Here is a 22547-nt window from a genome sequence, read left to right as displayed (position 1 = left end):
GTGCGAGACCGCACAATTGGAACAGAAGGTGTTCAAAAACATTTTATGGATGGATAATATAAAATGTTTCGCTTGCGACGACTAATGATAAAGTCATTGATAACAGACATAAAACAGGAATGATCATGCAAGAGACCAAAAGCAAAGCCATGACGGGCGTCGAGGGACTGGACGATGTTTTGTCCGGTGGTCTTTCCCGCCGACACGTGTTTTTGCTTGAGGGGTCGCCGGGTACCGGCAAGACCACGATCTCACTTCAGTTCCTGATCGAAGGTGCCAATCGAGGCGAACGCTGTCTCTACATCAGCCTTTCGGAATCCGAAGAGGAGCTACGCGACAGCGCGGCTTCTCACGGAATGGAGCTCAACGAAAACATCGAGATATTCGAGCTCGTACCGCCAGAGAGCCTGCTCGATGCCGATCAACAGCAAAGCTTGCTGTATTCTTCGGACCTTGAGCTTGGTGAAACCACCAGATTGATCTTCGATGCGTTTGAGCGGATCAAGCCTGATCGGGTTGTGATCGACAGCCTTTCCGAAATTCGCTTGCTGGCGCAGAGCTCACTTCGTTACCGTCGACAAATTCTGGCAATGAAGCATTACTTTTCCAAGTCCGGCGCAACCGTGCTTCTGCTGGATGATTTGACGGCCGATATTTTGGACAAAACGGTTCACAGTGTCGTTCATGGCGTTATTCATCTGGAAGAACTTTCGCCAAATTACGGGTCCGAGCGTCGCCGCGTGAAGGTTTTGAAATATCGCGGTCAGGCTTATCGCGGCGGCTACCATGACTTTGTCATTCGCACGGGCGGCGTTGCCGTCTTCCCGCGCTTGCGGGCTATCGAACACAAGACATCCTTTACGCGGGAAACACTCAGCAGCGGTATCACCGGACTGGACGGCCTGTTGGGTGGTGGCGTCAATCGCGGCTCGAGCACGCTTTTGATCGGACCGGCAGGCACGGGGAAAAGCATTTTCGGTATCCAGTTTGTCGAGGCCGCGATAAAACGGGGCGAGAAAGCAGCGGTATTTGTCTTCGATGAAGAACTCGGGCTTCTGTTCGAACGCATGAAGCTGATGGGCATCGATCTCAAGCAGATGCAGACCGATGGACATCTTTATATCGAACAACTCGATGCTGCGGAGCTCTCCCCCGGAGAGTTTGCGCAACGCGTAAGAGATCAGGTCGCGACTTATGATGCCAAGACCGTTCTGATCGACAGCATCAACGGTTATCAAGCGGCTATGCCTGAAGAAAACGCATTGATCCTGCACATGCACGAATTGTTGCAATTTCTGAACAGGCAAGGAGCAAACACCTTCCTGACGGTCGCCCAACACGGTCTGGTGGGCGATATGAAGTCTCCCGTGGATGTCACCTACCTTGCAGATACTGTCATTCTTCTCCGTTATTTCGAAGCGACTGGTCGGGTGCGCCGCGCGGTTTCCGTTATCAAGAAGCGGACTGGTCTGCATGAGGACACGATCCGCGAATATAGAATAGGCGATAAAGGGCTGACATTGGGTGAACCGCTGTCAACGTTCCAAGGCGTGTTGCGAGGCGTCCCTGTCCTGACCGGTGATAATTCCATGACCGTTCCCTTGGAAGGGAGTACGGAAAATTTTTGATACAGGACATTTCGCCCTTGTCTACGCGCCCATGGGACGAGATGCGCAGATCGCAGCATCCCTGCTGACAGAGGCCGGGATCGTTTCCCGGACGGTCGAGACGATCCCGGCAATGGTTTCAGAAATGGGCGACGACGTCGCTTTCGTCGTGGTGACGGAAGAAACGTTGCGGTCCGCAGATCTGCGTCCGCTCTCAGACTGGATCGGAAATCAGCCCGCATGGTCCGATCTTCCCTTCATCGTCCTGACGCACCGTGGCGGCGGACCGGATCGCAATCCAGTCGCGCTTCGCCTGTCGGAGATTTTGGGCAATGTCAGCTTTGTGGAACGCCCTTTCCACGCGACAACCTTCATCAGCGTTTCGCGAACGGCCTTTCGTAACAGGCTGCGGCAATTCCATGCCAGAACGCAGATCGAAGCCCTTGCGGACAGCAAATCCTGGCTACAGACAGCACTCAGCGCGGGCCGTCTAGGTTCCTGGGAGCTCGATCTCGCCTCCTTGACTCTCGTTTGCTCGGATACATGCAAGGCGATTTTCGGATACGGACGCAATGATGATTTCGGATATGAACAGTTGTTGGCTGGCGTCCATCCCGAAGATCGTCCGCGCATGCAATCGGCGGTGCGGGACACGATTGAGAACGGCAAGGAATACTCCATCGAATATAGGGTGATCTGGGCCGATGGTTCGGTTCACTGGGCGGAAATCAAGGCGCAACTCTATCGTAATAGACATGGCATCCCCGTGAAAATGGTGGGAGTGTCCGCCGACATTACGGAGCGTCGGGAAATTGCAGAACGGCAGCGTCAGGTCAATGAGACGCTGGAACTTCGGGTCGAGGAGCGCACGGCTGAATTGCTTCAGGCCCATGAGACTGTCATGGCGGAAGTCGAGCAACGGCAAAAGGCTGAGGAGCAGCTTCGCCAGGCGCTTAAGATGGAAGCTATCGGTCAACTGACGGGCGGTGTAGCCCATGATTTCAACAATCTGCTCATGGCCGTGATGGGCAATCTGGAACTCTTGGCAAAACACGTGTCAGGGGACGAGCGCGCGATGCGTCTCATCGATGGCGCGCTGAAGGGCGCCAAGCGTGGTGCCTCCCTGACCCAGTGTCTTCTGGCATTCGCACGCAGGCAGGACCTGCAGGTCAAGCCTATCGACATGCCCAAGCTCATTGAAGACATGGACGACCTGCTGAGGCGCTCCGTCGGATCGAGCATCGTCCTCGAGCGTGCAATCGAGAAGGATGTGCGGTTGGCTCTCGGCGATGCCAACCAAATCGAACTTGCACTTCTGAACCTTGTGGTGAATGCGCGCGACGCCACCGTGGAACGCGGCACCATCACCATCGGTCTGCGCGAAGACAGGGTGTCTCGTACCACCCCAGAGCTTGCAGCGGGTGACTATATCGTCCTGTCGGTGACGGATACCGGTGTCGGCATGAACGCGGAGACCCTTAAAAAAGCAATCGATCCGTTCTTTTCCACCAAGGAACTCGGCAAGGGAACCGGCCTCGGTCTTTCGATGATCCACGGCTTGGCCCTGCAGTTGAAGGGCGCGCTCGTTCTCCAAAGCACGCCCGGCAAGGGCACCACCGCTGAACTCTGGATTCCCGTGAGTGAAGAAAACACCAGTCAGGTTCCTCTTTCCCCCGTCACAACCGCAACTCCGTTGGCAACCGATAGGCACCTGCGAATTCTCATGGTCGACGATGATGCCCTGATTGCCATGAGCTCCGTAGATATGTTGGAGGATTTGGGCCATGAAGTCGTGGAAGCCAGCTCCGGCAAGCAAGCTCTCGAAATACTGTCAGCAGAACGGACATTCGACCTCTTGGTCACCGATTTCTCGATGCCGGGTATGAACGGAGCAGAACTGTCTCGCAGGGCACGTGAACTGATACCGGGCCTGCCTATCCTGATCGCTACCGGTTATGCCGACCTGCCCGAAGGCACGGATCTCGAAATCACCCGCCTTGGCAAACCCTATACCCAGGATCAGCTCGCCACGGAAATTTCCAAGGTCTTGGCGTCGACAGCAGGACCTAGCGGCTCATCCATCTAAGTTGTACGGCGGCGATGAGGCGTGCAGCGATCATCAAACGCCGTCGTCGAGCTTTTTCAAGAAAGCGCGCGCGCTGTCGCGATAGGACTTTTGTTGCGCCTCCTCCATTCTCCGCCATGTGGCATAGGGTTGCGCGAGGCGTCGGTTGGCGGAAAGCTTTTTCTCGTTTCTGGCCAGAAAGTCCCAATAGAGAGCGTTGAACGGGCAAGCCCCCTCACCCGTCTTGCGGCGCACATCATAGTGACAGTTCTGGCAATAGTCCGACATCCGAGAAATATATGCGCCGCTTGCCGCGTAAGGCTTCGATCCCAGTATCCCGCCATCTGCAAACTGGCTCATTCCAATGACGTTGGGAAGTTCCACCCACTCATACGCATCTGCGTAGACTTCCAAATACCATTCGTGCAGCGCGTAAGGATCGAGGCCGGCAAGCATCGCAAAATTACCAGTCACCATCAGGCGCTGGATGTGATGGGCATAGGCATTTTCAATGGTTTCGCCGATGACGGTTGCGAGGCAGGCCATGGCTGTTTTTCCGGTCCAGAAAAAGTCCGGTAAAGGCCGCTTGGCTTCGAAAAAATTGCGCGTGGCATAGTCTGGCATTAGGAGCCAGTAAATCCCGCGCATATATTCGCGCCAGCCGATGATCTGACGAATAAACCCCTCGACGGCGTTGATGGGAGCATGGCCTTCCAAATATGCGCGCTCCGCTTTTCGACATAAGGAAAGCGCATCGAGAAAGCCGATATTGATATAAAATGACAAAAGAGAATGATTGAGAAAAGGGTCGCGCGAGACCATGGCATCCTGTGTTTCGCCAAACTTCGGCAAAAAATCGGAGATGAAAGCATCCGCTGCGATCTCGGCATCTTCACGCGTGACCGCGAAAGCGAAGCCTTTGGCCGATCCCATATGGTCGGGAAAACGGTCTTCAATCAGTTCCATGACCTCACGCGTCATTTTATCGGGCTTAAAGCGCGGATGACTGGGGCGGAATAAATCCTGCGTTGCGGGAGACCGATTTTCGCTATCGAAATTCCAGCGACCACCAGAGGGCTGTTCGCCGTCCATCAACAGCCCCGTCTTTCGACGCATGTCGCGATAAAAGAACTCCATCGTCAGTTGACGACGGCCCTCGGCCCATTGACCGAAGGCGTCGTGAGAGCAAAGGAACCTGTCGTCCGGGCGAATATCCACATGCACGCCGGTCTTCGATTGCCAGCTTTGCATGTCCTGCAAAACCCGCCACTCCCCAGGCTCCGTCACCACCACAGCGTCCGGCTGCAATTCATCGACCGCTCTTTTCAACTCTGTCGTGAACGCGCCGGTGTTGTCGGGATCGTCCAGACGCACGTAACGTACCCTGTGTCCTGCCGCAGCCAAATCGGCTGCGAAATGTCGCATGGCAGAGAGGATGAAAACGATCTTCTTGCGATGGTGGCGAACATAAGTGGTCTCTTCAGCCACCTCACACATAAAAACAACATCACGTTCAGGATCTGCCTCACGCAGGCTGGAAACGCTTGGAGAGAGCTGATCGCCCAAAATGAAGACAATATTCCTACACTGAGTCATGGTTCGGCACCCTTCCGTAGGAAGCTATACGAAACCGAATCGAAACTGGATGAGGCGCTAAAACGAAATTCGTCGATCAGTGAGCCTAGGATATTGAAACCCGCTCTCGGTTTTAGCCATCTTGTCGAACCAAAAGTCGCACCTTGCTCGGTCTTTTCCTTGGCCTGAAGATCAGGTTTCCCATACGCTTGACAGAAATGAACTAACTGGTACAAACATTATGTCGATGCTGAAAGCTCGGGAGGCCCAGGTCGACGGCAAGAAAGATTAAGCAAAGTTGTTTTGCTGCTTGCGCGACCTTCGGGAGCTGGGCAATCGAACTTTGTGGGAGTGGGAGGATAGATGGCATATACGCTGGATTTTTCGGCAGTCTACGACCGCCTGCCTGAACTCTTTATTGCCTGCCTGGCAACCATCGGGCTTGCGATTGCAGGCATGTTTTTGGCGACCATCATTGGCGTTCTTGGTGTCATCGCCCGCGGCTCCTCCATCAAACCTTTGCGTGCCCTGGTAATCGGCTTTGTCGAACTCATCCGTAACACGCCGTTTCTCGTCCAGATTTTCTTCATCTTTTTTGCACTTCCGCAGATGGGGTTGCGGCTCAACCCGACGACGACGGCTGTTGTCGCCTTGGCTTTGAATGGTGGCGCCTACGCCATCGAAATCATCCGCGGCGGTGTGGATGCCGTTCCGAAAGGGCAGATCGAGGCCGGTCTGGCGCTCGGACTGCGTCGGTCGCAGATTTTCCGTCACATCATTCTGAAACCTGCACTGCGCGCAGTGTATCCGTCGCTTACCAGTCAGTTCATCATGCTGACCCTGACGACGTCCGTATGCACATCGATTGCCGCTTATGAGCTGACCTCGGTTGCGCAACGAATCGAGGCGGAAACGTTCAGGTCTTTCGAGGTCTATTTCTCCATCACCCTGCTCTACCTCGTTATTTCCTCGTTGATGATGGGCGTTTTCGCACTGATATCGCGCCTGTCGTTCAGCTATCCGGTCAAGTGAGGTAAAAACGATGACGTCTATCGGTCCCAACGAATTGTTTTTTCTGATGCAGGGTCTGAAATGGACCTTGGCCCTCACTCTGATCGGATTCTTTGGCGGCGGCGTGTTCGGCCTTTGCGTGGCATTGGCAAGAACAGCTGACAACAAGATCGCATCGCGCGTCACAGCTGGTTACATCGCTATCTTCCAGGGCACGCCACTGCTGATGCAGTTGTTCGTCGTGTATTACGGTGTCGCGCTGCTTGGCCTGAACATAGACGCATGGCTCGCAGTCGCCATCGCTTTCACCTTGCATGCCAGCGCATTTCTCGGTGAAATATGGCGCGGTGGAATCCAGGCTGTTCCGAAAGGCCAGACCGAGGCAGCCAAAGCGCTCGGGCTTCACTATGTATCGCGGATGAAAGACATCGTTCTGCCGCAAGCCTTCAAGATTTCCCTGCCCGCAACCATCGGCTTTCTCGTGCAACTCATCAAGGGAACGTCGCTGGCAGCCATTGTCGGTTTCGTAGAGCTGTCGCGGGCGGGCCAGATCATTTCCAACCAGACGTTCAAGCCCCTGACCGTGTTCGCGATCGTGGGCCTGACATATTTTCTCATTTGCTGGCCGCTCTCCCTGTGGGGCGCTGGCGTCGAAAAGCGGCTTCAGACCGCCTCACGATAATCGTGTCATCAGCTTTGTAAGGAGGAGCAAAAGATGAAATCCAAGAGCCTGAAAATGAACCGCCGCACGTTGCTTGCGCTTGCCGCAGCAACCGTTGCCCTGCCATTCGTCGCACCGGTCGATGCATTTGCCGGTACCGTTGACGAAGCCAAGGCCAAGGGCAAGGTCGTCATCGGCATTCAGGGCGATAACTCGCCATGGGGCTTCGTCAATTCGAGCGGCGTACAGGACGGCCTCGATGCCGATATCGGCAAGGCATTCGCAGATTATCTCGGCGTAAAGGCCGAGTTCGTTCCGCTGGCCGTTGCAAACCGCATCCCCGCACTCATGACCGGCAAGGTCGACGTTCTGTTTGCGACCATGGGCATGACGGCTGAACGCGCAAAGACAATCCAGTATTCCATCCCTTATGCGGGCAACGTGCTGTCGGTTTATGGACCGAAGGATAAGAAGATCGCCGGTTATGACGATCTGACAGGTGTCTCTGTCGGCGTTCCCAAGTCGAGCGCCATGGATACGGCCATCACCGCAGGCGCAGGCACCAAAGCCAACATCCTGCGCTTCGATGATGATGCTGCGAACATCCAGGCCCTCATTTCCGGCCAAGTGGAAGTCGTTGGTGGAAATCAGTTCTACGGCGATCGGCTGAATGCAGCGGCTGCTGGAAAATACGAGCCGAAGTTCGACCTGACCACGCTTTACAACGGTGCCGGCACACGTCCGGGTGAGAAGGACTGGAATGAAGCCGTCAATGCATTTCTGGTGAAGATCAAGGGCAACGGCGAGCTCGCCAAAATCTACACCAAGTGGATGAAGCGCGATGTTCCGGCCTTCCCGGAATCACTGCCCGATATCCCCTTCACCGTAAAGTAATTGGAGGAGGCTCCCATGCTGCAAACCGCCGACACTCAGGTTCCGCTGATCGCTCTTGAAGCGGTGGAAAAGTGGTATGGAGCCTTTCATGCACTGAAGAACATCAATCTGTCGGTTCGCAAAGGCGAGAAAATCGTTCTTTGCGGCCCGTCCGGCTCGGGCAAGTCTACGCTGATCCGCTGTATCAACCATCTTGAAGACATTCAGGAAGGCACGATTACCGTCGAGGGAACGAAGCTGACATCTTCGGTCAGCGCCATAGATACCGTGCGGCGTGAAGTCGGCATGGTGTTTCAGAACTTCAACCTGTTTCCGCACAAGACGATTCTCGAAAACTGCACCCTTGCCCCCATGCGCGTCAAAGGCTTGTCCAAGAGCGAGGCGGAAGCCACCGCTCGCCGGTATCTGGAGCGTGTTCGTATTCTCGATCAGGCCGACAAATATCCGGCACAGCTTTCCGGGGGACAGCAGCAGCGTGCGGCTATCGCTCGTGCGCTTTGCATGGAGCCGAAAGCCATGCTTTTCGATGAGCCTACATCCGCACTTGACCCGGAAATGGTCAAGGAAGTCCTTGATACCATGATCGGTCTTGCCCGCGACGGCATGACGATGATCTGCGTTACCCACGAAATGGGCTTCGCCCGACAAGTCGCAGACCGCGTGGTGTTCATGGCTTCGGGAGAGATTATCGAAGAGGCGCCACCCGAAGAGTTTTTCAAAAATCCTCAACACCAGCGGACGCGCACGTTCCTGGGCGAAATCCTCGCCCATCATTGATGTCCACCATGGACCTGAAGCGATCAGCCCAGACCAGTTTCCCACCGATGAGAATGCCGACATGACAGACAGAACATCCTTGAAGGTCGGCTTGATCGGTGCCGATATCCAGCTATCCAAAACGCCCGCGATGCATATGCGCGAGGGTGCTGCTCATGGCATGCACTATGATTACGAGTTGATCGATATCCACAGCAGGAAGGTTTCCGAAGACGCCCTGCCGGAACTTCTCGATGAAGCTGAAGGGCGCGGGTTTGCGGGTGTCAACATCACCCACCCTTTCAAACAGCGTGTTATCGCCTATCTCGACGAGCTGTCGGAAGATGCCCGCATGCTGGGTGCAGTCAACACCGTTGTCTTTCGTGATGGAAAGCGGGTCGGACACAACACCGACTGGTACGGTTTTTACGAGAGTTTCAAGCGGGGTCTACCGGATGCAAAACGGGATCGCGCCCTCCTCATCGGTGCGGGCGGTGCGGGCGTGGCCGTAGCACATGCTGCGCTCAAGCTCGACATTCAACGCCTGGACATTCTCGATCAGGATGTCAGCCGCGCGGAAGGTTTGGCCGAAAAGCTGAACCTGCGCTTTGGTGCCCAGCGTGCTCATGCGGTCGACCGCGCCGAAAGTTCGCTACCGCATGCCGATGGCCTCATCCACGCGACGCCAACCGGCATGCCTGCCCATCCCGGAATTCCGGTATCCGCCGCGCTGATCCAGCCACGGCATTGGGTTGCCGACATCGTTTACATGCCGCTGGTGACAGAACTGCTCGCGAAAGCGACGAAAAAGGGTTGCCAGGTGCTGCCCGGCGGGGGCATGGCCGTCTTTCAAGCCGTCGATGCATTCAGACTGTTTTCTGGCCGAGAGCCCGATCCCACTCGCATGAGCGCCCATTTCAACGAATTGTGCAGGCAAGAGGCAAAGGTATGACCATCGTTGCAACCGCGAAATGCGATGTGGACCGCGTGCCTGCGCCGCTCGTCACCCATCGCTTTTTTCGGTAGCGCCGATATGATCGACCCGAAGCACATAGCGCAACACCATGTCCGCAACATGCTTCGACAGCGCCTCCTGACCGTTTTCGGTAAAAAGACTGTCGCCGAAAATGAACGAAAACGTCGCGGCATTGGACACATTGAAGAACGACAATGCACTGATCTGCCAGTGAAGCTCCAAGGCTTCTATGCCCTCACGGAAAATGCCCTGGCTCTGGCCACGCGCCAGCACGTTTTCAAGCGCGCCGATCGCCGGGCGGTTGAGTTGTCGGATCGTTTCAGATGCCTGCATGTGCCGACCATGGTGAACGTTCTCGATCATGACCATGCGGATGAAGGCCGGGTTTCGACGGTGATGGTCGAAGGTGAAACGACAGAGCTTCTCCAGCGCTGCTCGAGGCTCCATGTCATCGAGTTCAAGCTCGCTTTCGCCGCCGCGCACATTGGCATAGGCCTTCTCCAGCGCTTGCTGGTACAGGCCTTCCTTGTCGCCGTAGTAATAATAGATCATGCGCTTGGACGTACGCGTGCGCGCAGCGATCTCGTCTATGCGCGCACCGGAGAGGCCGTTTTGCGAAAACTCGTCCATCGCGACAGACAGAATATCGCGACGGACGCCTTCCGGATCGCGTTTCGGCTGCCGTGTGGCGCTGATAGTGCTCGAACTCGCGACTTTCGTCATTCTCCACCCATAACCCGTCGGCTCGGCCTTATTGAAGCCGCCATTATTAACTAATTAGTACATAAAGCTGGAAAGGAAGGCAATATGGTCATCTCTGGCACCGAACAGCAAACGCTGCCACTGCGGACATCCATCGCAACAGTTTCCATTAGCGGAGAGTTTCCAGAAAAATTGGCGGCCATTGCCAAGGCCGGATTCTCAGGTGTGGAAATCTTTGAGAACGATTTCTTGACCTATGATGCGTCTCCACGAGAAGTCCGATCAATGGTGCGCGACCATGGCCTTGAGATTACCCTGTTTCAGCCATTCCGCGATTTCGAGGGAATGCCGGATCATCATCGCCAGCGGGCTTTCGAACGCGCAGAGCGAAAGTTCGATATCATGGGTGAGCTGGGCACCGATCTCATGCTGATCTGCTCCAACGTCTCGCCCATTTCGCTCGGCGGTATCGACCGTGCCGCCCAGGATTTCAACGAACTTGGAGAAAGAGCGGCGAAACACGGGCTGCGTGTCGGCTACGAGGCGCTGGCCTGGGGTCGCCACATCAGCGACCATCGCGACGCATGGGAGGTCGTGCGCCGCGCAGACCACGCCAATGTCGGTATCATCCTCGACAGTTTTCATACCCTGTCACGTAAGATCGATCCCAACTCGATCCGCTCCATACCGGGTGACAAGATTTTCATCGTCCAATTGGCGGATGCGCCCCTGTTCGACATGGATCTACTCTACTGGAGCCGCCACTTCCGCAACATGCCAGGTGAAGGCGATCTCGCCGTGGTCGAGTTCATGAAAGCCGTCGCGGCAACGGGATACTCCGGCCCCCTGTCGCTGGAAATCTTCAACGACCAGTTTCGTGGTGGCTCAGCACGCCTGCTCGCCGAAGACGGCCATCGCTCGCTCGTCAATTTGATGGACAAGGTTCACCGTCAGGAGCCGGATATTCGTATCGCCGTGCCGGATATGCCGGCTCCGGTAGAAACGACCGGCGTGGAATTCGTGGAATTCACCACCGGCGCAAACGAGAAAGCCGATCTTGAGACGCTACTCTTCACGCTTGGCTTCAACAAATCGGCGCGGCACTGCAATCGCGACGTCGAACTTTACACCCAGGGCGATATCCGCATCGTCATCAACACGGACAGCACAGGTGACAGCTTTGCAGGCGCGTCCTATTCCGTGCATGGAACGAATGCCTATGCCTTTGGTCTAAAAGTCGACAATGCCGCGGATGCGCTGGCGCGTGCGGCAGCGTTGGGCGCTCCGACATTCTTCGAGCCGCGCCGAAGCGGCGAAGCTTCCATTCCTGCCATTCAAGGTGTCGGTAACGGCGTCATCTATTTCCTCGATGGTTCCCCCGCCCTGTCATCCATTTGGGAGAAAGAGTTTATCCAACTGGCAGGGACAGACGGCAGCGCCGGACTGACCCGCATAGATCACCTCGCGCAGACTACACGCTATGATGAAATGCTGACGTGGCTGCTATTCTACACCTCGATTTTTTCGATGCGCCGCACGCCCATGGTCGACGTGGTCGAGCCCGGCGGTCTGGTCCGCAGTCAGGCAATCGAAAGCCTGCCCAAGCCCGATTTCCGCCTGACGATGAACGGGGCGGACAATCGCAAGACATTTGCCGGCAAGTTTCTGGCCGAGGGCTTCGGCACCAGTATTCAGCACATCGCGTTTTCAACCAACGACATCTTCGCGACCGCCAAAGACCTCCACGCACGGGGGTTTCAGGCCCTGCCCATTTCGCGCAATTATTACGACGACCTGGAAGCGCGTTTTGGACTGGAGCCCGAACTATCGGATGCCCTGCGCGCCTCCAGCATTCTTTATGATCGGGACGATCAAGGCGAATATTTCCAGATATACAGCCAGACCTTCGGAGAAGGCTTCTTCTTCGAAATCGTGGAGAGACGTGGCCAATATAACGGCTATGGCGCGATGAACGCACCCTTCCGGATCGGCGCCCAGAGGCGCTTGCTGCGACCAGCGGGAATGCCGCGGACCTAGAGCGGCATTTCCTCCTGCGACTGGCGCTCGACGCTAAAACCGAGGCGCGACAGACCCCGCTGAACTTCCGGCGCGGTCATGAACAACGACCAAAGCAATCCGGACCGATAGTTCTCCATCATGGCGACGATCGGCCCTTGATCGATCGCCAGATGGGTGTCTGCGATCCAGTCGTGGTTCGGGGAGAATGCGTCGACGAAACCGTATCGGCCCATCAGCCTGCCCTCCTTGAATTTCAGGAAGGCGCGTGCGGCTTTCGTCGCCTCGTCAGGACAAAATGCAAAACTTGACAAGGCGGCGGTGGGCGAAATGACATCGTCGTCCTGAGTTGGCGAGTGTACGCGATAACCGTTGCGACCATCGCTCGCCGTCATGCCCCAGAAATCGGAATCGGGATATTTGGACTGGCAGTAACTGTAATTGATCCGGGTATGTGCTTCTACCTGCTCCCAGTAATTCGCGTAGCGATCCGACAGGCCACGCGGGTCCAACCCGCAGAAGGAATATTGCGACAGAAACAGTGGGCCGCCGAACGGTTCGCCTAGAGGCAAGGTCGTCCCCAGATAGGAACTGCCGTTGACCATTTCGCCGGATCGAGCCCAGCCCTGATGATAATGGATCGGTTCAATGTGGTGACGATGCGCGCCTGCCGCCAGCACGTAACACACCAGTGCTTCGTTCCAACCGCCAATCGCAATGTTGAAGCACCACCTGTAGGTTGGGCTCCAGTGCCACCACATCGGGCCATCTTTGCCGCGGGTGTACCAGTCCCATTCGACATTCGCGATCAAATCATGAGCGATTGTGCGAAACCGCATTTCTGCGAGGGTCGAGCCGGAAAAATACTGCCGGGCGCAGATCAGACCCTGCACCAGAAACGCCGTTTCCACCAGATCGCCGCCATCATCCTTCGGCCCGAAAGGTATGACATCGCTGGTCTCTGCGTGGAGAAAATGTGCAAATGCGCCGTGGAAGCGTTTTGCCTTTTGCAAGGCCTGCACCATGGTGATCACACGGTTCAGCGCCTCATCGCGGGTGATCCACCGCCGCTCGGCACCGACGATGATGGCCATGAAGGAAAAGCCCGTACCGGAAACCGAAGCAATCTCGTTAATGGCAGTTCCGTCGGACCGCAGGCGATCTCTCGCCAGCCCTGACGTGGGATGGCTTCCCAGCCAGAAATATTCGAACGTCCGGTACTGGATTTCCTCGATATCGTCAGGGAGGGAACGCTGAGGAGTAAGGCTCTGTGCGTTTAATAAATGGCTCTTGGTATCCAAAATGCTATCCAGCTTTTTTTTTGCAATACCCCGAGACTAACCGAAACATTCCGGCAATTTAATAGCGCTTTTGTACTGGCCGGATCGCGTGCGACAAAAGATGCTCCGGCCAGTGTGTTTGCTCAGCAGCGCTCAAACGCGAAATTCCGCCTCTATCCGAAGCTGGCTATGGTGTCTCCAGCCTGAAGATAATCGCCTTCCTTCACGCGGATTCGGATCTTGCCGGACCTGGATGCCAATATCTGTGTTTCCATTTTCATGGCTTCCATCACCGCTACCAGATCACCCTCGGAAACCTCATCGCCATCGGCCACCTTGAACGACTGCAAGGTGCCGGATACTGACGCAATAAGTCCCTCGTTTTCGGGCGCAATAGCTGGTTCGGGCTTGGCTGCACCACTGGCAGAACCGATGCCAGCCAGAAGGATATTTGGCAGGCCGACGGCCACGCGCTTCCCATCGATCTCAAGCCACGTCCGGGTCATCGTACCATCGTCAGGCAATGCCGGGCGCTCCATGGCTTCGGGCATATCTGCAAAATCGGTTTCGATCCAGCGGGTGTGAACCTTGAAACCATCCGTGCCGATGAAATCATCCGTATCGATTGCGGCGCGGTGGAACGGCAGAACCGTGGCGATGCCTTCGATGCGGAATTCCTTCAGCGCGCGGCGGGCACGGCGCAGGACCTGATCGCGGTCCACGCCCGTGACGATGAGCTTTGCCATCAGCGAGTCAAAAACGCCGGGAATGGTGGAGCCTGACACAACGCCGCTATCGAGACGGATGCCGGGGCCGGATGGCGGATCGAAAGCGGTGATCGCGCCGGGTGTCGGCAGAAAGCCGCGACCCGGGTCTTCGGCATTGATACGGAACTCCATGGAATGGCCGCGTGCTTCCGGTGTTTCGAGAATGCGCAACGGCTGGCCTTCCGCCACGCGGAACTGCTCGATGACCAGATCGATGCCCGTCGTTTCCTCGGTCACCGGATGCTCGACCTGAAGGCGGGTGTTGACTTCGAGGAAGGAAATCGTGCCATCAACGCCCAGCAGGAATTCCACCGTGCCGGCACCTGAATAGCCCGCTGCCGCACAGATCGCCTTGGCCGCGTCATGGATTTTCTGGCGCTGCTCAGGTGTCAGGAAGGGCGCTGGCGCTTCTTCGATGAGCTTCTGGTTACGGCGCTGGAGCGAGCAATCACGCGTCCCCAGCACGACCACATTGCCGTGCTTGTCGGCAATGACCTGCGCTTCGATGTGGCGCGGGCGGTCGAGGAAACGTTCCAGAAAACATTCGCCGCGCCCAAAAGCAGCCGTGGCTTCACGCACGGCGGATTCGTAGAGATCGGCGATCTCTTCCATTTTCCACGCCACCTTGATGCCGCGCCCGCCACCGCCATGCGCCGCCTTGATGGCAACCGGCAGGCCGTGTTGTTCGGCAAAGGCGATAACTTCAGCCGAGGTCGACACCGGACCGTCGCTGCCAGCAACGAGTGGTGCACCAACGCTGGTAGCGATGCGCCGCGCTTCGACCTTGTCGCCCAGCACCTTGATGACGTCAGGATCGGGGCCGATCCAGATCAAACCCGCATCGATCACGGCCTGCGCAAATTCTGCGCGCTCAGACAGGAAGCCGTAGCCGGGGTGAACCGCATCGGCACCGGAGCGCTTGGCAATGGCAATCAGCTTGGCGATATCGAGGTAGGTTTCCGCAGGGCGCACGCCTTCCAGCCCATAGGCCTCATCTGCCAGACACACGAAAAGCGCATCCTGATCGGGATCGGCATAGACGGCCACGGAGGCGATATCGTAATCCCGGCAGGCGCGGATGATGCGCACCGCGATCTCGCCGCGATTGGCGATCAGCACTTTCTTCATGGCTTGTCTCCCGAAAATTCTGTGTTCTTTTTTGCCGGAATGTCCGTGAATGGCCCAAGCGGGCGAAACTGGATTTTGGCATTGATGGGTATCTGACCGGCCAGATCGAGGTGATATTCCGCAACTGCGCCGATGACAGGATATCCACCCGTCAGCGGGTGATCGGCCAGGAACAGAACCGGCTGACCGCTATGCGGTATCTGGATGGCACCGGTGGCCGTGCCTTCGCTCGGCAATTCCGCACTGTCCTTACGCTCAACCGGCACCTCGCCTGCAAGGCGAATGCCGACGCGGCTGGATTGCGGTGTGACCTGCCAGTGCTGGCTTGTCAGCGTTTCGATGCCCTTTTGCGTGAACCAGTCGGTGCGCGGACCATAGACGACATCCAACGTTACTACGTCACCTGCCTTAGGCAGATCGAAAGCCGGAACCTCATCGATGGAGACGCTGGAAAGCCCGCTTTTCTCGTTGCGCAGAGTGACCACGGAACCGGCCACGACACTCTCCGGCCCAACGACGGCCAGCGTATCGGTTGCAGAACTGCCCAGAACCGGCGCGACATCGAAACCGCCACGGACAGCGAGATAACAGCGCATGCCAGCAGAGGGATTGCTGAACGTTACGACATCGCCGGGCTCCAGCGAAATTGGTGCATAGGGACTGGCCTCGAAGCTGTAGGCTTCGGATTTGACTGTTATGATGCAGGATGCGCCCGCAACGCCGATCACAGCACAGCTTGAACTCCTGAGGGAGAAGCCTCCCAGCGTCAGTTCCAGGCATGGCGTATTGACCGGGTTGCCGACGATGCGGTTTGCCGTGTTGAAAGCGGAGCGATCAAGAGCGCCGGAGGCGGAGACGCCCTGCCCCGTCTGCCCAAAACGCCCGAGATCTTGGAAGACAGCGGGCATGGGTGCTGCCAGCACTTCGAAATGTGCGGCGTCGCTGTTCGCGACCACTTTTGGAGCCGCAGGTTTGGCAGCGGGAGCTTCGATGCTGCGCCCGGCCTTGCCCATGTCGAAAAACCGGACACGGTAACCAGGCTGGAAGAGTGCGCCGGGTTCGCGTTCGATATCCCACATTTTCAACGGCGTGGTGCCGAGGATTTGCCAGCCGCCGGGGCTGTTTTGCGGATAGACGCCGCTGAAGGCACCGGCGAGCGCAACCGATCCGGCTGGAATGCGGGTGCGTGGGCTTTGGCGGCGCGGCACATGCAGCGCGGGATCGCCACCCACCAGATAACCGAAGCCGGGGGCAAAGCCACAAAAGGCAACGGTGAATTCACTGTCCGTGTGGCGGCGAATGACCTCTCCGACGCTGAGCCCCGTCAACTCGGCGACATCGGCCAGATCCTCGCCATCATAACGCACCGGAATTTCGACCAGCTTGTCGGACGGCGCGATCTTTGCGGAGAGATCGCGCGTGGCGATTTCATCAGCCAAGGCTTGTGCCGCGATCCGCTCCGGCCGGAACCGGATCATCAGCGTGCGGGCCGCCGGAACCGTTTCCTCGATACCATCGATAGGGTCGGCCTCAAGCGATGCGAAGAGCGCAAGCGTCTGATCGAGATCGGCAAGCTCCACCAGAATGGTCGTGAGGCTGACGGGTAAAAAGCGCATCTTTTCCTCACGCATGATAGGCGGAATCGGGAATGTCGGTGATGAACATATGGCCGGGAGAATGGGTAATCGCAAACGGCACACCCGATGCCATGACCGCCGCCTGCGGGGTTACTCCGCACGCCCAGAAGACCGGTACTTCGCCGGGTTCGATGCGCACCGCATCACCGAAATCAGGCTTGCCAAGATCGGCAATGCCGATCTCTGCTGGCGAGCCGACATGCACGGGCGACCCATGGACGGCGGGAAAGCGCCCGGAAATCGTCGCTGCATCCGCCACGCGCGAGGCGGGGATGGGACGCATGGAAACGACCATGTTGCCCTTCAGCCGACCTGCCGGACGACAGGGCTGGTTGGTGAGATACATCGGCACATTGCACTTGTCCGTCATGTGGCGAATTTCGATGCCCGCTTCCACCATCGGTGTTTCGAAAGTAAAGCTGCAGCCGATAAGGAAGGCGACGAGATCGTCCCGTTCAGCCCATGCGCTGGTGGCATCCGCCGTTTCCTCGACCAGCTTGCCGTCGCGCCAGATGCGGTAAAGCGGCAAATCGGTGCGAAGATCAGCACCGGGGGCGAGCAAGGTGGTCGGCACGCCGGGATCGGACACATCCAAAACCGGACAAGGCTTGGGGTTACGCTGCGCATAGAGCAGAAAATCGAAGGCCCAGTCGCGCGGCAGCACGATCATGTTGGCCTGCGTAAAACCGGGGGCGATGCCAGAAGTTGGCGCGACCAGACCGTTACGATAATCGGTGCGTGCCTTGCGGGCGGCTGTCGCATCCGTGTGGTTGAGGTAGGATGTCGGGATCGTCATGGACGCTCCTTATTTGCTGGACGCGAAAGAACGGATATCGATGCCTTCGGCTTCGAACCGCTTGCGAATTTGCTGGGCAATGGCAACCGCACCGGGACTATCGCCGTGAACGCAGATGGATTGCGCCTCGATGGTGATAATACTGCCATCGATGGCTTCGAGCGTGCCTTCACGGGCAAGCTGCACCATGCGATCAGCAATTTTCTCCGCATCATGCAGCACCGCACCGGCCTCACGACGGGACACGAGTTGGCCTTGCGGCGTATAGCCGCGGTCGGCAAAGGCTTCCGCCACCACCGACAGTCCGGATTTGCGGGCAAGATCCAGAATGGGCGCATTGGCAAGACCCATCAGCACCAGCGACGCGTCGATGGCCTTGATGCCGTCGATGACCGCTTGGCCTTGGCGCGCATCATTGGCGATGCGGTTGTAAAGCGCGCCATGCGGCTTGACGTAACGCACTGTGGTTCCGGCAGCGGCTGCAATGCCTTGCAGCGCGCCGATCTGGTAGATGACATCGGCGATCAGTTCTTCCGACGTCACATCCATGTCGCGCCGACCGAAGCCGACGCGGTCTGGATAGGAGACATGGGCTCCAACGACAACACCGTTTTCAGCGGCAGCTTTGACCGTGCGGTAAATGCCCGAGGGATCACCCGCATGGAAACCGCAGGCGATGTTGGCGCTGGAAACAACTGACAGCATCGCGCCATCGTCTCCCATGCTCCATGCACCGTAGCTTTCGCCAAGATCGCTGTTCAGATCGATGGATGCCATGTCTCTCTCCCTCGTTTTAGTAGCCGAGCAATGCGAAGATCGCACCAGCGGATTTGTAGGCCATATACCATGTCAGGCAGCAGGTCAGCGCGCCCAGCACCAGCAACCAACGCGGATAATGGTAGCCATGCATGAGATCGGACCGCTTCCATGCCGCGAACAGCAGGATGGAGAGGCCAATTGGCAGGACAAGACCGTTCAGACCACCGACGAAGACCAGCATGGCCGCAGGTGGCGTGGTGATGAGGATATAGGCGATCAGCGAGATGCCGATAAAGGCGACCGTAGACAGGTTGCGCTGGCGTTCCGTCATCTCGGGCTTGAAGGCCGTGAGGAACGACACCGACGTATAGGCAGCACCGATGATGCTGGTCATGGCAGATGCCAGGAACACCGCACCGAACAGGCGGAAACCGATGTCACCGGCTGCGGCATGGAAGGCCTGTGCGGCAGGGTTGGCGCTCTTGCCCGAGAGATCGATGACCGTGCCGCTGGCAACGACGCCGAGGATGGCAAGAAAGAGGATGTAGCGGAGGACGCCTGTGATTGCGATGCCGCTCAAGGCTGCGCGGTTGACGGCACCGATGCTTTCGACACCCACCGTTCCACGGTCCAGCAGACGGTGCGCGCCCGCATAGGTGATGTAACCGCCGACCGTGCCGCCCACGATAGTGGTGATGGTCAAGAAGTCGATCGTGTCAGGCAGGAATGTCTGCTTGAAGGCATTGGCAACCGGTGGGCCGGAGACGATGGCTGCGTAGACGATCAGGGCAAGCTTCACGAAAGCAGCCACGAAGACCACGCGGTCCATGGCGATGCCTGCGCGGCGTGACAGGAAGATGCCGATGGCAACGACCGCACCGATGATCCCGCCGATTTTCGGATCGAGATCGATCATCGCATTGAAGCCAAGGCCTGCGCCGCCGATATTACCGACGTTGAAGAACAGACCACCGATGATGACGAGGACTGCCAGAAGATAGCCGGAGCCTGGAATGGCGGCATTGGCGATAGCAGGTGCACGCATGCGGGTGATGGTGACGATGCGCCAGATATTGGCCTGAACGACGAAATCGATGAGAATGGAAATGAGGATGGCGAAGGCGAAGGCCGCGCCGAGCTTGACGGTGAACGTCGCCGTCTGGGTGATGAAACCGGGACCGACGGCTGACATCGACATCAGGAACATTGCGGAAAGAAGCGCATAGCGCTGCTTCTTTGATTTTTGCGCAGCCGTCTCCACGCTCGCCGCTTGCGGCTCACTCTTATCCATGGATTTTCTCCTTGTCGCGCTCCGCCCCTCGCGGATGCATTAAGGCGATTTTGGCCGCATCTACAAAATTGTCAATATTGTTGAACAATTAAATTTTATCGTTCTTTCATTCTGCGCAATATTTGGGACGAATGCGTTGAAAATAAGCAGGATTTTTACGTGTCCTGCTCATAAATTGTGGTATTGCAACCGGTATAGAGGACCGGCAACAACCACAATTGCCCGCCACAGACGACCAGATGAAGGACCGCCATGACTGAACCTTTGCCGCTAGCGGACCGCGTGGCTAAAGACATTCGCGATCTCTTGATCATTGGTGCGTTGACGCCCGGCCAAAGACTGTCGGAAGCCGCCTTCAGCGAACGTCTGGATGTATCGCGCAATTCCCTGCGGGAAGCATTTCGGCTTCTGACCAAGGATGGGCTGCTGCGGCACGAGGCCAATCGCGGCGTGTTCGTCTCAGTGCCCAGCACGGACCAGATCATCGATATCTACCGCGTGCGACGCATGCTGGAGTGCGGCGCTCTGCGTCAGGCATGGCCCAAGCATCCATCAGTGGCCACCATGCGGCAGGCGGTGGACCATGCCAAGAAACAGCGCGAACTGGGTGACTGGCGTGAAGTCGGCAGCGCCAATATGCGCTTCCACGCCGCCGTGGTCGATCTTTCCGACAGCAGCCGCCTGAGCGATTTTTACGCGCGTGTCGCAGCGGAACTGCGCCTCAGCTTCGGGCTTCTGAACGACCCAGAGCAGCTGCATTCTCCCTTCGTGGATATGAATGACCAAATCCTCGGCCTCGTTGAAAGCGGCAAGGTGACGGAAGCAGCATCGCAGATGGAGCTTTATCTGAACCTTTCCGAGCGCACCGTGCTGAAAGCGCTGGAACGCGCCGGGAAATAGCTACCGTATCCTGCACTGCGACATAGCAGTGGAAAGCGGTGGGCCAATATGCCATGACGGGCCGGGAATGCTGCCAAAGACGTGACGTCAGACGCGGCACCGGTTGCCAAACTGAATGAGTACGCCATGCAGGAAAACACCAACGGCTCCGTCATCGTTATTTCCAGCCACGTCATGCGTGGCTCCGTCGGCAACAGGGCTGTCGTTTTCGGGCTTGAAACCCTTGGCTTTCCAGTCTGGGCGGTTCCGACTATCGTCATGCCCTGGCATCCCGGTCACGGACCTTCGACACGGTTGCGCTTCGACAATGGCGAATTCGACAAGGCCATGCAGGATCTGGCCGGCTCCAAATGGGCCGGTGAAGTTCGCGCCATCCTGACCGGCTATTTCGGCAGCGCCGATCAGGTGCACTCCGTCGCCCGGCTCATTCGAGGCATGAAAGATCGCAACCCTGACCTCATCTATGTCTGCGACCCCGTGATGGGAGACAAGGGTGGGCTTTATGTGCCGATTGAAACGGCGCAGGCCATTCGTGACGAACTGGTACCGCTGGCAACCGTCTGCACGCCCAACCGCTATGAACTAGCCTGGATGAGCGGTGCCGAGCTTGAAACCAACAACGAGATCATGGATGCCGCTCTTGCGCTGGGACCGGCGAAAATGCTGGTGACGTCAGCCGTTCCGATGATGGCGGGCGGGATCGGCAATCTTTTCCTCAGCGGTCGTCACGCGCTACTGGCCGAGCATCGCTCCATCGACAATGTGCCGAATGGGCTCGGCGATCTTATAGCCGCACTGTTTCTGGCACGGCTGCTGCAGGGCATGGACGATGAAAAGGCCCTGCAACTGGCAACGGCCAGCGTCTTCGAAGTGCTGGCACGCACCATGAAACGCGGCGTCAACGAACTGACTCTGGAAACGGATGCGTCCAGTCTTTCCACACCCATGGCCATGGTTCATATGCGTCATCTCTTGCATCCTTCGCGAAGCAAGCGCACATAGCGGAGCGAAAAACGGGTTTCAACATAGGCCGGTTCATTGACGAGCCCGGCCCCAAGACAACGGTACTGCGATATCATGAGCGATTTTCCAGAATACCTTCTCACCGGCTACAAGAACTTTATGACGGGCCGTTACACCCATGAGCGCGAACGCTACCGCGCACTGGCAGACACGGGTCAAAAGCCACAGACGCTTCTGATTGCCTGTTGTGACTCCCGCTCCGCACCGGAAACCATTTTCGACTGCGGGCCGGGAGAGTTGTTCGTCGTCAGAAACGTCGCCAACATGGTGCCACCATTCGAGCCGGATGGACAATTTCACGCAACCTCGGCAGCCATTGAATATGCGGTGCAGGTCTTGAAGGTCAAAGACATCGTGGTCATGGGCCACGGTCGTTGCGGCGGCATTCAGGCCGCGCTCGATCCCAATTTCGAGTCTCTTTCTCCGGGCGATTTCATCGGCAAGTGGATGAAGATGGTGAAATCCGCTGCCGAGCAAATCCAGAGCAACGACGTGATGACCGCCTCCGAGCGTCAGACCGCGCTGGAACGTGTTTCCATCCGCAATTCCATCAGCAACCTGCGCGCTTTCCCCTTCGTCAAGGCGCAGGAAGTGGCGGGAAAAGTCAAACTGCACGGCGCATGGTTCGACATCTCGACCGGCGAATTGTGGGTCATGGACAGCAAAACGGGCGACTTTCGCCGCCCGGATGTATGATCGATCC

At 57.3% G+C, this 22547-nt stretch carries 19 protein-coding genes; 11 read left to right on the top strand and 8 right to left on the bottom strand.

The window, feature by feature from the left end:
- Window positions 1–125: 125 nt before the first annotated feature.
- The gene (locus tag ASF29_RS03095; RefSeq protein ID WP_062448673.1) at window positions 126–1628 is read left to right on the top strand and encodes an ATPase domain-containing protein; all 1503 of its coding nucleotides are present in this window, start codon (window positions 126–128) and stop codon (window positions 1626–1628) included.
- A gap of 31 nt (window positions 1629–1659) precedes the next feature.
- Window positions 1660–3693 carry a PAS domain-containing sensor histidine kinase gene (locus tag ASF29_RS03090; protein ID WP_062448369.1) on the top strand — a complete coding sequence of 678 codons (2034 nt, stop codon included), beginning with the start codon at window positions 1660–1662 and terminating at the stop codon, window positions 3691–3693.
- 33 nt (window positions 3694–3726) lie between these two features.
- On the opposite strand, the gene ASF29_RS03085 is transcribed toward ASF29_RS03090, so the two are convergent.
- Window positions 3727–5268 (bottom strand): cryptochrome/photolyase family protein, encoded by a 1542-nt coding sequence (locus ASF29_RS03085; RefSeq protein WP_062448367.1) that lies wholly within the window; start codon window positions 5266–5268, stop codon window positions 3727–3729.
- 342 nt (window positions 5269–5610) lie between these two features.
- Here ASF29_RS03085 and ASF29_RS03080 point away from each other — a divergent pair, with 342 nt between their 5' ends.
- The 5 genes from ASF29_RS03080 to ASF29_RS03060 all read left to right on the top strand — a co-directional run bounded on the left by ASF29_RS03080 (window position 5611) and on the right by ASF29_RS03060 (window position 9521).
- On the top strand, window positions 5611–6279 hold the full coding sequence (locus tag ASF29_RS03080; RefSeq protein ID WP_062448365.1) for an amino acid ABC transporter permease: 669 nt from the start codon (window positions 5611–5613) through the stop codon (window positions 6277–6279).
- A 10-nt stretch (window positions 6280–6289) separates the two neighbouring features.
- Window positions 6290–6940, top strand: coding sequence for an amino acid ABC transporter permease (locus ASF29_RS03075; RefSeq protein ID WP_062448363.1), 651 nt, complete (start codon window positions 6290–6292; stop codon window positions 6938–6940).
- A 33-nt stretch (window positions 6941–6973) separates the two neighbouring features.
- Window positions 6974–7813: a transporter substrate-binding domain-containing protein gene (locus ASF29_RS03070; protein ID WP_062448361.1), complete on the top strand. Its 840-nt coding sequence runs from the start codon at window positions 6974–6976 to the stop codon at window positions 7811–7813.
- A gap of 15 nt (window positions 7814–7828) precedes the next feature.
- Window positions 7829–8590, top strand: coding sequence for an amino acid ABC transporter ATP-binding protein (locus ASF29_RS03065; protein ID WP_062448359.1), 762 nt, complete (start codon window positions 7829–7831; stop codon window positions 8588–8590).
- 61 nt (window positions 8591–8651) lie between these two features.
- The gene (locus ASF29_RS03060) at window positions 8652–9521 is read left to right on the top strand and encodes a shikimate dehydrogenase (protein ID WP_062448357.1); all 870 of its coding nucleotides are present in this window, start codon (window positions 8652–8654) and stop codon (window positions 9519–9521) included.
- A gap of 51 nt (window positions 9522–9572) precedes the next feature.
- On the opposite strand, the gene ASF29_RS03055 is transcribed toward ASF29_RS03060, so the two are convergent.
- Window positions 9573–10268: a TetR family transcriptional regulator gene (locus tag ASF29_RS03055; protein ID WP_062448356.1), complete on the bottom strand. Its 696-nt coding sequence runs from the start codon at window positions 10266–10268 to the stop codon at window positions 9573–9575.
- 120 nt (window positions 10269–10388) lie between these two features.
- On the opposite strand from ASF29_RS03055, the gene ASF29_RS03050 reads away from it, so the two are divergent.
- Window positions 10389–12284 (top strand): sugar phosphate isomerase/epimerase and 4-hydroxyphenylpyruvate domain-containing protein, encoded by a 1896-nt coding sequence (locus ASF29_RS03050; RefSeq protein ID WP_062448670.1) that lies wholly within the window; start codon window positions 10389–10391, stop codon window positions 12282–12284.
- Here ASF29_RS03050 and ASF29_RS03045 read toward each other — a convergent pair.
- The 6 genes from ASF29_RS03045 to ASF29_RS03020 form a co-directional block, all read right to left on the bottom strand.
- Window positions 12281–13564, bottom strand: coding sequence for a glucoamylase family protein (locus tag ASF29_RS03045; RefSeq protein ID WP_244473466.1), 1284 nt, complete (start codon window positions 13562–13564; stop codon window positions 12281–12283). The two genes, ASF29_RS03050 and ASF29_RS03045, sit on opposite strands and share 4 nt — an antisense overlap.
- A gap of 152 nt (window positions 13565–13716) precedes the next feature.
- On the bottom strand, window positions 13717–15438 hold the full coding sequence (locus ASF29_RS03040; protein ID WP_062448354.1) for a biotin carboxylase N-terminal domain-containing protein: 1722 nt from the start codon (window positions 15436–15438) through the stop codon (window positions 13717–13719).
- On the bottom strand, window positions 15435–17054 hold the full coding sequence (locus ASF29_RS03035; RefSeq protein WP_062448352.1) for a 5-oxoprolinase/urea amidolyase family protein: 1620 nt from the start codon (window positions 17052–17054) through the stop codon (window positions 15435–15437). The genes ASF29_RS03040 and ASF29_RS03035 overlap by 4 nt, the downstream gene beginning before the upstream one ends.
- A gap of 7 nt (window positions 17055–17061) precedes the next feature.
- Window positions 17062–17871 carry a putative hydro-lyase gene (locus ASF29_RS03030; RefSeq protein WP_062448351.1) on the bottom strand — a complete coding sequence of 270 codons (810 nt, stop codon included), beginning with the start codon at window positions 17869–17871 and terminating at the stop codon, window positions 17062–17064.
- A gap of 9 nt (window positions 17872–17880) precedes the next feature.
- Window positions 17881–18648, bottom strand: coding sequence for a 5-oxoprolinase subunit PxpA (locus tag ASF29_RS03025; RefSeq protein WP_062448349.1), 768 nt, complete (start codon window positions 18646–18648; stop codon window positions 17881–17883).
- A gap of 16 nt (window positions 18649–18664) precedes the next feature.
- Window positions 18665–19921 carry an NRAMP family divalent metal transporter gene (locus ASF29_RS03020; protein ID WP_062448347.1) on the bottom strand — a complete coding sequence of 419 codons (1257 nt, stop codon included), beginning with the start codon at window positions 19919–19921 and terminating at the stop codon, window positions 18665–18667.
- A 252-nt stretch (window positions 19922–20173) separates the two neighbouring features.
- Here ASF29_RS03020 and ASF29_RS03015 point away from each other — a divergent pair, with 252 nt between their 5' ends.
- From ASF29_RS03015 to ASF29_RS03005, 3 genes are all read left to right on the top strand, one after another.
- Entirely contained in the window at window positions 20174–20821 is a 648-nt protein-coding gene (locus ASF29_RS03015) for a GntR family transcriptional regulator (protein ID WP_062448346.1), read from the top strand.
- A 126-nt stretch (window positions 20822–20947) separates the two neighbouring features.
- The gene (gene pdxY / locus ASF29_RS03010) at window positions 20948–21823 is read left to right on the top strand and encodes a pyridoxal kinase PdxY (protein ID WP_062448343.1); all 876 of its coding nucleotides are present in this window, start codon (window positions 20948–20950) and stop codon (window positions 21821–21823) included.
- Between the two features lie 75 nt (window positions 21824–21898).
- Complete coding sequence (locus ASF29_RS03005) at window positions 21899–22540, top strand: carbonic anhydrase (RefSeq protein WP_062448341.1); 642 nt, start codon at window positions 21899–21901, stop codon at window positions 22538–22540.
- Window positions 22541–22547 lie beyond the last annotated feature (7 nt).

Source organism: Rhizobium sp. Leaf262 (assembly GCF_001422245.1).
GTDB lineage: Bacteria > Pseudomonadota > Alphaproteobacteria > Rhizobiales > Rhizobiaceae > Agrobacterium.
Note: the sequence above shows the minus strand (reverse complement) of the source record. Positions and strands in the feature narration are given on the sequence as shown.